An 8510-nucleotide genomic window follows, 5' to 3' on the forward strand; every position below is an offset into this window, starting at 1 on the left:
GGGCACGCGGGTTGCCGCGCAATGCGCGCCGGCGGCGGATGGCGGCCGCGCGAGCGGCGTCGCGTCGCCGATCTCCATGTCCGCTCATTCCGATTCGACGAAGCAGCGCGTCGCGACGGCCCGTCGCGCGATCGCGCGCGGCCTGCTTCGTCCGCTGAATTCCGACGCAGTCCCGACCGGGACCGGAGGCACGCGCCGCGCGGCAACGCGTCGTGCGGTGCGCGCGTCCGGCGTCGGAGCACACACCCTTGGCGGCGGCGGCGCATGCGCCGGCAAGGCGGTCGAGCCCGCGCGCGGCGCGGTGCGCAACCTGATCGGGCGGGATACGGGGTTCGCCCCGGCCCGGACGGAACCAGGCGCGGCTTTCGGGAAACCGGACGCCGGCCGTTTCGGCATGCTGCCCTACGACTTCAAGGAGGCCCACACCACCGTCCTCGATGTCGTAACGATTTAGCGACGGGACTCACGACGGCACCGGAACAGTGCGGTGCCGTTTTTGTATCCGCTCCGGCGGCAGGTCCGGCCGTACAGGCCGGGCGGCGCGCGCCGGGACGATCAACCCTTACCGGTATCGACTAGTACCCGCAGTGTCGCCGAGAAGGCGCGATTCCTCGCTTACCCGCGGGGCGCAACGTCCTCCGGCCGCACGGGCCAAGGAGCTTTAAATGGATATTTTCGTCCAGCAGATCCTCAACGGGCTGGTGCTCGGCAGTGTGTACGCCATCATCGCGTTGGGCTACACGATGGTGTACGGCATTCTCGGCATCATCAACTTCGCGCACGGCGACGTGCTGATGATCGGCGCAATGGTCGCGCTGTCCGCCATCACCGTGCTGCAGAACCATTTCCCCGAACTCGGCAACATCGCGACGCTGACGATCGGCCTCGGCATCGCCGCGATCGTCTGCGCGTTCGTCGGCTTCACGATCGAGCGTGTCGCGTACCGGCCGCTGCGCCGCGCGCCGCGTCTCGCGCCGCTGATCACCGCGATCGGCGTGTCGATCCTGCTGCAGACGGCCGCGATGATCATCTGGTCGCGCAACCCGCTGCCGTTCCCGCAACTGCTGCCGACCGATCCGATCAACGTGATCAAGGCGACCGACACGACGCCCGGCGCCGTGATCTCGGTCACCGAAATCGTGATCATTGCCGTCGCGTTCATCGTGATGGGCGGCCTGCTGCTGCTCGTGCACAAGACGAAGCTCGGCCGCGCGATGCGTGCGATCGCCGAAAGCCCGAACACCGCGAGCCTGATGGGCGTGAACCCGAACTTCGTGATCTCGGCCACCTTCATGATCGGCTCCGCGCTCGCCGCGCTGGCCGGCGTGATGATCGCGTCCGAATACGGCAACGTGCACTTCTACATGGGCTTCATCCCCGGCATGAAGGCGTTCACCGCCGCCGTGCTCGGCGGGATCGGCAACCTCGGCGGTGCGATGGTCGGCGGCGTGCTGCTCGGCCTGATCGAGCAGCTCGGGGCCGGCTACATCGGCAATCTCACGGGTGGCGTGTTCGGCAGTAACTACCAGGACGTGTTCGCATTCATCGTGCTGATCATCGTGCTGGTGTTCCGTCCGTCGGGCCTGCTGGGCGAACGGGTCGCAGACCGCGCGTAACGGAAGGGAGCAAACAACATGACATCCATTCAACCGATCGAATCGTCGACGACGCTCGTCGAAGAGCGCAACACCGCGAAGACCGTCACCATCGGCATCCTGACCGCGGCGTTCGTGATCGCCGCCCCGCTCGTGATCGGCGCGGCCGGCGGCAACTACTGGGTCCGCGTGCTCGACTTCGCGATGCTCTACGTGATGCTCGCGCTCGGCCTGAACGTCGTGGTCGGCTTCGCCGGCCTGCTCGACCTCGGCTACATCGCGTTCTACGCGGTGGGCGCCTATACGGCGGCGCTGCTCAGCTCGCCGCACCTGACCTCGCAGTTCGAGTGGATCGCGGCGCTCGCGCCGAACGGGCTGCACGTGCCGTTCCTGATCATCGTGCCGATCGCGATGGCGCTCGCGGCGACGTTCGGCGTGCTGCTCGGTGCGCCGACGCTGCGGCTGCGCGGCGACTATCTGGCGATCGTCACGCTCGGCTTCGGTGAAATCGTCCGGATCTTCATGAACAACCTCGATCGTCCGGTCAACATCACGAACGGTCCGAAGGGGATCACGGGTATCGATCCGGTGCACGTCGGCGGCTTCAACCTGTCGCAGACGCACACGCTGTTCGGCTTCCAGCTGCCGTCCGTGTACATGTACTACTACCTGTTCGTGCTGTGCGCGCTGCTCGTGATCTGGGTCTGTACGCGCCTGCAGCACTCGCGTATCGGCCGTGCGTGGGCCGCGATCCGCGAAGACGAGATCGCCGCGAAGGCGATGGGCATCAACACCCGCAACGTGAAGCTGCTCGCGTTCGCGATGGGCGCGTCGTTCGGCGGGCTGTCGGGCGCGATGTTCGGTGCGTTCCAGGGCTTCGTGTCGCCGGAATCGTTCACGTTCTGGGAGTCGATCGTCGTGCTTGCGTGCGTCGTGCTCGGCGGCATGGGCCATATCCCCGGCGTGATCCTCGGTGCGGTGCTGCTCGCCGTGTTCCCGGAATTCCTGCGCTCGACGATGAGCCCTCTGCAGCACGCGCTGTTCGGCCACGACGTCGTCGATACCGAAGTGATCCGTCAGGCGCTGTACGGCCTCGCGATGGTCATCATCATGCTGTATCGCTCGGAAGGCCTGTGGCCCGCGCCGAAGCATGAGGACAAGATCGCGAAGCTGGCGAAGCGCAACGGCAAGAAGCCGGTGCGCGCGTAATCAACGGACAAGGGGATCCACACATGAGCGACAAGCAAATCCGACTGTCCGTGCAGGGCGTGAACAAGCGCTTCGGCGGGCTGCAGGCACTGTCCGACGTCGGGCTGCAGATCCGCGAAGGCGAGATCTACGGGCTGATCGGCCCGAACGGCGCCGGCAAGACGACGTTCTTCAACGTGATCACGGGCCTCTACACGCCGGACTCCGGCGAGTTCAAGCTCGACGGCCAGAACTACACGCCGACGGCCGTGCACCAGGTCGCGAAGGCCGGCATCGCGCGCACGTTCCAGAACATCCGCCTGTTCGGCGGGATGACCGCGCTCGAGAACGTGATGGTGGGCCGCCACGTGCGCACCAAGCACGGGCTGCTCGGCGCGGTGTTCCAGACGCCGGCCGAACGCCAGGAAGAGCGCGAGATCAAGGAACGCGCGATCGAGCTGCTCGAATACGTCGGCGTGCTGCAGTATGCCGACTACACCGCGCGCAACCTGTCGTACGGCCACCAGCGCCGGCTCGAGATCGCGCGCGCGCTCGCGACCGATCCGAAGCTGCTCGCGCTCGACGAGCCGGCGGCCGGGATGAACGCGACCGAGAAGGTCGAACTCACGCGTCTGCTCGACAAGATCCGCGCGGACGGCCGCACGATCCTGCTGATCGAGCACGACGTGAAGCTCGTGATGGGCCTGTGCAACCGGATGACGGTGCTCGATTACGGCAAGGTGATCGCCGAGGGTCTGCCGCAGGACGTGCAGAAGAATCCGAAGGTGATTGAGGCATATCTCGGCGCAGGGGTGCACTGATGGCAGCGGCAATGTTGAAAATCAAGGGCTTGCAGGTCAACTACGGCGGCATTCAGGCCGTCAAGGGCGTTGACATGGAAGTCCGTCAGGGCGAGCTCGTGACGCTGATCGGCGCGAACGGCGCAGGCAAGACCACGACGATGAAGGCGATCACGGGCCTGAAGCCGTACTCGGCGGGCGACATCGAATACGACGGCAAGTCGATCAAGGGCGTGCCGCCGCACGAGCTGCTCAAGCGCGGCCTCGCGATGGTGCCGGAAGGCCGCGGGATCTTCGCCCGGATGTCGATCGTCGAGAACATGCAGATGGGCGCGTATCTGCGCAGCGACAAGGAGCAGATCAAGAAGGACGTCGAGCGGATGTTCGGCTTCTTCCCGCGTTTGAAGGAGCGCGCGTCGCAGCTCGCGGGCACGCTGTCGGGCGGCGAGCAGCAGATGCTCGCGATGGCGCGCGCGATTCTCTCCAAGCCGAAGCTGCTGCTGCTCGACGAGCCGTCGATGGGGCTGTCGCCGATCATGGTCGAGAAGATCTTCGAAGTCGTGCGCGAGATCTCGAAGGAGGGCATCACGGTGCTGCTCGTCGAACAGAACGCGCGCCTCGCGCTGCAGGCGGCCGATCGTGGCTACGTGATGGATTCGGGCACGGTCACGATGGAAGGCGACGCGAAGCAGATGCTCGACGATCCGAAGGTGCGCGCCGCGTATCTGGGCGAATGAGCGAACACGTGGACGCGGCCGCCAGGCCGCGCCATGCGAGGGCTTTCGAAAGGCTGTCACGCGATGTCGTGACGGCCTTTTTTCATGTCGGGCGCCCGGCATCGAACTGTGTGCGCGATTCCGACTCCATTCGACGATCGTGCCGCGCATGCGGCACGGCAGGCGGCGCGCGGCTGTCGGCAAGCCGACACGCGCAGCGCGTAGCATGATGAGCCCCTCGGCGCATGGAGAGCACGCATGAGTCTCGATTACGGTTTCGTGAAGGCGAAGGTGAAAGCCGTCGCAAGACTGAAAGGTTCACCGCACGGCGGCGAGACGCAGTATCACGTCCACCTGACGCTGGCCGTGCCGGGCGGCGACTGGGACGTCGCGATCAACGTCGGCACCAACGACGCGGACGATTTGCTGTATTACAAGCTCGTCTACGATTTCCATCATCCGGTCACGCAGACGCTCGCGGCCGCGCCGGAAGGCTATACCGATCTCACCGGGCAAAGCGCGCTGCCGGCGCTCGACTATCTGCGCAGCGACATCCTGAACGAAACGGGCACGTGGCGCGCGAGCGCGGTGATGGACGGCACCGAGCATCCCGAGCCGATCCCGTCGCTGCTGCGGCTCGTGAACGCCGCGCAGGCGGGGCAGTTCGACGTGGTCGTGTTCGGCCGCACGTATGCGCAGGGCAACGGGATACACGACACGCACATGAACCAGGGCTCGACGGGCCCGAACTACCTGCACCGCGCAGGCAACGACCATAACGATCACAACGACGTCTGGCAGGACGGCGCGCTGATCGTGCGCGTGAGCGATACGCAGTGGGCCGCCTATTTCGCCGCGTTCGAAAAGCAGGCCGTGCCGACCGACGCGCTCGGCAACCCGCTGCCGGACGCCGGGCCGATCACGCGCTGACGCGACGCTGCCGGCCGTCGCGTCAGGCCGCTGGCAGCGTCTTGCCGAACGAGATGCGCTCTTCGACGAGATAGCCGAGCGCCGCGTAGAAGCGGCATGCGTCGTCGTTGCCGGGCAGCACCTGCAGATTGATCTTCGGGCAGCCGAGCGCGGCGAGCGCGCGTTCGGCATGCGCGATCAGCGCGCGGCCGACGCCGAGCCGCCGCACGTCGTTGGCGACGCCGAACGAATAGAGCCAGCCGCGATGGCCGTCGAAGCCGGCCATCAGCGTGCCCACGACGCGCGTGCCGCAGACCGCGACGAAGAACAGCTCCGGCTGCGTCGCGAGCTTCAGCTCGATCGAGCGCTGCGGATCGCGGTGCGGCGGCGCGCCGGCCGCATCGTAATGCGGAAACGCGTCGCGCCACACCGCGAGCACGGCATCGGTGTCGGCGCGTTCGAACGGGCGGATAACGACGGCATCGGCGGCGGCATCCATCGGCGGGTTCTCCTCAGAGCGTGTCGAGCACCGACCGCAGCATCGCCATCATCTGGTCGATCTCGTCGGTCGTCACGTTCAGCGCGGGCATGAAGCGCAGCAGGTTCGGGCGCGCGGCGTTCAGCAGCAGCCCGTCGGGCTGCATGTCGCGCGCCTTCTCGACGATCTGCGGGCCGATGTCCTTGCCGAGCAGCAGCGCGCGCAGCAGCCCTTCGCCGCGTTCGCCTTCGAAGCCGCGCTCCTCCGACAGCTCGAGCAGCCTGCGCTTCAGGTATTCGCCGCGCGCACGCACGCCCTCGAGGAAGCCCGGCGCGACCAGTTGCGAGATCACCGAATGGCCGACCGCCGTCATCAGCGGGTTGCCGTTGTACGTGCCGCCCTGGTCGCCGGCCTCGAACACCGCGACGTCGGCCTTCGACAGCAGCGCACCGAGCGGCACGCCGCCGCCGATGCCCTTCGCGAGCGTCATGATGTCCGGCTCGATGCCCGACAGCTCGTAGGCGAACAGCGTGCCCGCGCGGCCGCACCCGCTTTGCACTTCGTCGACGATCAAGAGCAGGTTGTGCTGGCGCGTCAGCTCGCGCAGCGCGCGCATGAACTCGCGCGTCGCCGGAATCACGCCGCCTTCGCCCTGGATCGGTTCGAGCATCACCGCGACCGTCTTCTCGTTGATCAGCTTCTCGACCGACTCGATGTTGTTCAGCTCGGCCTTCGGGAAGCCCGGCACCTGCGGCGCGTACAGCGTGTCCCAGCCCGGTTTGCCGCTCGCCGACATCGTCGCGAGCGTGCGGCCGTGGAAGCTGTGATCGAACGTGATGATCTCGTACGCGCCGTTGCGGAACTTGCGGCCCCACTTGCGCGCGAGCTTGATCGCGCCTTCGTTCGCTTCGGCGCCGCTGTTCGTGAAGAACACCTTGTCGAACACGCTGTGCTGCGTGAGCAGATCGGCAAGCTTCGCCATCGGCTCGTTGTAGAACGCCGGCGACGGATTCAGCAGCTTCTCGGCCTGCGACTTCAGCGCTTCGACGATCCCTTCGTTGCAGTGCCCGAGGCTGTTGACGGCCCAGCCCTGGATGAAGTCGAGATAGCGCTTGCCCGTGTGATCGTAGAGCCAGGACCCCTTGCCGTGCGTAAACACGATGTCGGGGCGGTTCGTGATGTACATCAGCGAGTCGATCGGGTAATCGTTCAGGGGCATGGCAGCAGACTCCGGCGGACGTGGAAACGGAAACGGGCAATAAAAAAGCCACGGAATGCCGTGGCTGGTGGATCGAACAGCTTGTGCGTAACCGGTGAAGCGGGGCGGGTTACGCGCGAGTCCGTGACGAGCCGGCGGCATCCGGGCGGAGCGGCGAGCGGCGACGTCGGAGAGCGGACAGGAAGCGGTTCATGTGCGCAAGCATAAGGCATCCCGCGCCCGACTGTAAACCGCCGCGATGCCACGCATGTGACATCGCGACGCGCGGCGGCGCGGGCCGGCGCCGGACTCAGACCGGATGCGCGAGATCGGCGGCGCTCGTGAACGAGTCCGCGTAGAACTCGTCGGCGGGCAGGCCGTGGTGCTGCGTGAAGTCGCGCTGCGCGGACTCGACCATCACCGGCGCGCCGCACGCGTAGACCTGGTAGCCCGACAGGTCGGGCAGATCTTCGATCACCGCGCGGTGCACGAAGCCGGTGCGGCCCGTCCACTGATCGGCGTCGTCCGGCTCGGACAGCACGGGCACGTACTTGAAGTTCGGGATCTCGCGCGCCCACTGCTCGGCGAGCTCGCCGAGATAGATGTCCTTCTTGCGGCGTGCGCCCCAGTAGAGCGTCATCGGCCGCGTGATGCCGGCGTGCTTGACGTGCTCGATGATCGCCTTGATCGGCGCGAAGCCCGTGCCCGATGCGAGCAGCACGATCGGCTTGTCGGAGTCTTCGCGCAGGAAGAACGTGCCGAGCGGGCCTTCGAAGCGCAGGATGTCGCGCTCCTTCATCGCGCCGAACACGTGATCGGTGAACTTGCCGCCCGGCATGTGGCGGATGTGCAGCTCGACCGGGCCTTCCTCGTGCGGCGCATTGGCCATCGAGTAGCTGCGGCGCGAGCCGTCCTTCAGGATGAATTCGATGTACTGGCCCGCGAGATACTGCAGACGCTCGTTCGCCGGAAGCTGCAGCTTCACGACCATCACGTCGTCGGCCTTGCGTTCGAGCGCGGCGATCCGGCACGGCAGCTTCTTGACCTGCACGCCGTCGACGCCCGCGATCTCGCGCACGTCGATCTCGAGATCGCATTGCGCCGTCGCGCAGCAGAGCAGCGCGAGGCCGCGCGTGCGCTCGTCGTTCGACAGCGCCGACGCGGCATGCGGGCCCTGTTCGATCTGCCCCGACACGATCTGCCCCTTGCAGGAGCCGCACGCGCCGTTCTTGCAGCCGTACGGCAGATGGACGTTCTGGCGCAGCGCGGCCGCCAGCACGGTTTCGTCCGACTCGACCTGGAATTGCCGGCCGCTTTGCTTGAGAGTGACGTTGAATGCCATAGAACCAACTAGAACAAAATGTGGGGACCGTGCATGTCGCACACGGCAGCTACAATGCAAATCCGTTGCGCGCCGCGCAACGGTGGCTACTGATCTCGCAACCAACATGATCGCGACTCGAATCCTGCGCCGGCCGCGCGTGCTGGTCGTCGGCTGCGGCGACGTCGGACTGCGGTGCGTCGCGCAATGGCGCGCCACGCGCCGCGACCTGCGGATCGTCGCGCTGACGAGCCATCCGGCCCGCAGCGCCGCGCTGCGCGCGGCCTGCGCGACGCCGATCGTCG

The 8510-nt window shown here is 66.7% G+C and carries 8 protein-coding genes and 2 pseudogenes; 7 read left to right on the forward strand and 3 right to left on the reverse strand.

The annotated features are described in order from the left end of the window. The 6 genes and pseudogenes from HMPREF3115_RS10685 to HMPREF3115_RS10710 form a co-directional block, all read left to right on the forward strand. A pseudogene (locus HMPREF3115_RS10685) lies at window positions 1-454 on the forward strand (branched-chain amino acid ABC transporter substrate-binding protein); the annotation flags it as partial. Between the two features lie 211 nt (window positions 455-665). Beyond that, on the forward strand, window positions 666-1616 hold the full coding sequence (locus tag HMPREF3115_RS10690) for a branched-chain amino acid ABC transporter permease (RefSeq protein ID WP_006405872.1): 951 nt from the start codon (window positions 666-668) through the stop codon (window positions 1614-1616). An 18-nt stretch (window positions 1617-1634) separates the two neighbouring features. Further along, window positions 1635-2804: an ABC transporter permease subunit gene (locus HMPREF3115_RS10695; protein WP_006398551.1), complete on the forward strand. Its 1170-nt coding sequence runs from the start codon at window positions 1635-1637 to the stop codon at window positions 2802-2804. Between the two features lie 23 nt (window positions 2805-2827). After that, window positions 2828-3604, forward strand: coding sequence for an ABC transporter ATP-binding protein (locus HMPREF3115_RS10700; protein WP_006398552.1), 777 nt, complete (start codon window positions 2828-2830; stop codon window positions 3602-3604). Continuing rightward, window positions 3604-4320, forward strand: a complete 717-nt coding sequence (locus HMPREF3115_RS10705) for an ABC transporter ATP-binding protein (RefSeq protein ID WP_012212865.1) — start codon at window positions 3604-3606, stop codon at window positions 4318-4320. The genes HMPREF3115_RS10700 and HMPREF3115_RS10705 overlap by 1 nt, the downstream gene beginning before the upstream one ends. A 237-nt stretch (window positions 4321-4557) precedes the next feature. Then, complete coding sequence (locus HMPREF3115_RS10710; protein WP_006405870.1) at window positions 4558-5229, forward strand: DUF2278 family protein; 672 nt, start codon at window positions 4558-4560, stop codon at window positions 5227-5229. Between the two features lie 22 nt (window positions 5230-5251). Here the strand turns inward: HMPREF3115_RS10710 and HMPREF3115_RS10715 are convergent, their stop codons facing one another. From HMPREF3115_RS10715 to HMPREF3115_RS10725, 3 genes are all read right to left on the reverse strand, one after another. Further along, window positions 5252-5707: a GNAT family acetyltransferase gene (locus tag HMPREF3115_RS10715; RefSeq protein WP_070554360.1), complete on the reverse strand. Its 456-nt coding sequence runs from the start codon at window positions 5705-5707 to the stop codon at window positions 5252-5254. A 13-nt stretch (window positions 5708-5720) separates the two neighbouring features. Beyond that, window positions 5721-6905 carry an acetylornithine transaminase gene (locus HMPREF3115_RS10720; protein ID WP_070554362.1) on the reverse strand — a complete coding sequence of 395 codons (1185 nt, stop codon included), beginning with the start codon at window positions 6903-6905 and terminating at the stop codon, window positions 5721-5723. Between the two features lie 289 nt (window positions 6906-7194). After that, window positions 7195-8226 (reverse strand): CDP-6-deoxy-delta-3,4-glucoseen reductase, encoded by a 1032-nt coding sequence (locus HMPREF3115_RS10725; protein ID WP_035952137.1) that lies wholly within the window; start codon window positions 8224-8226, stop codon window positions 7195-7197. Window positions 8227-8332: 106 nt separating this feature from the next. Here HMPREF3115_RS10725 and HMPREF3115_RS30845 point away from each other — a divergent pair. Further along, window positions 8333-8510, forward strand: a pseudogene (locus HMPREF3115_RS30845) (SDR family NAD(P)-dependent oxidoreductase); the annotation flags it as partial.

It is taken from the genome of Burkholderia sp. HMSC10F09 (assembly GCF_001806955.1).
In the GTDB taxonomy this organism is placed as follows: Bacteria; Pseudomonadota; Gammaproteobacteria; order Burkholderiales; family Burkholderiaceae; genus Burkholderia; species Burkholderia multivorans.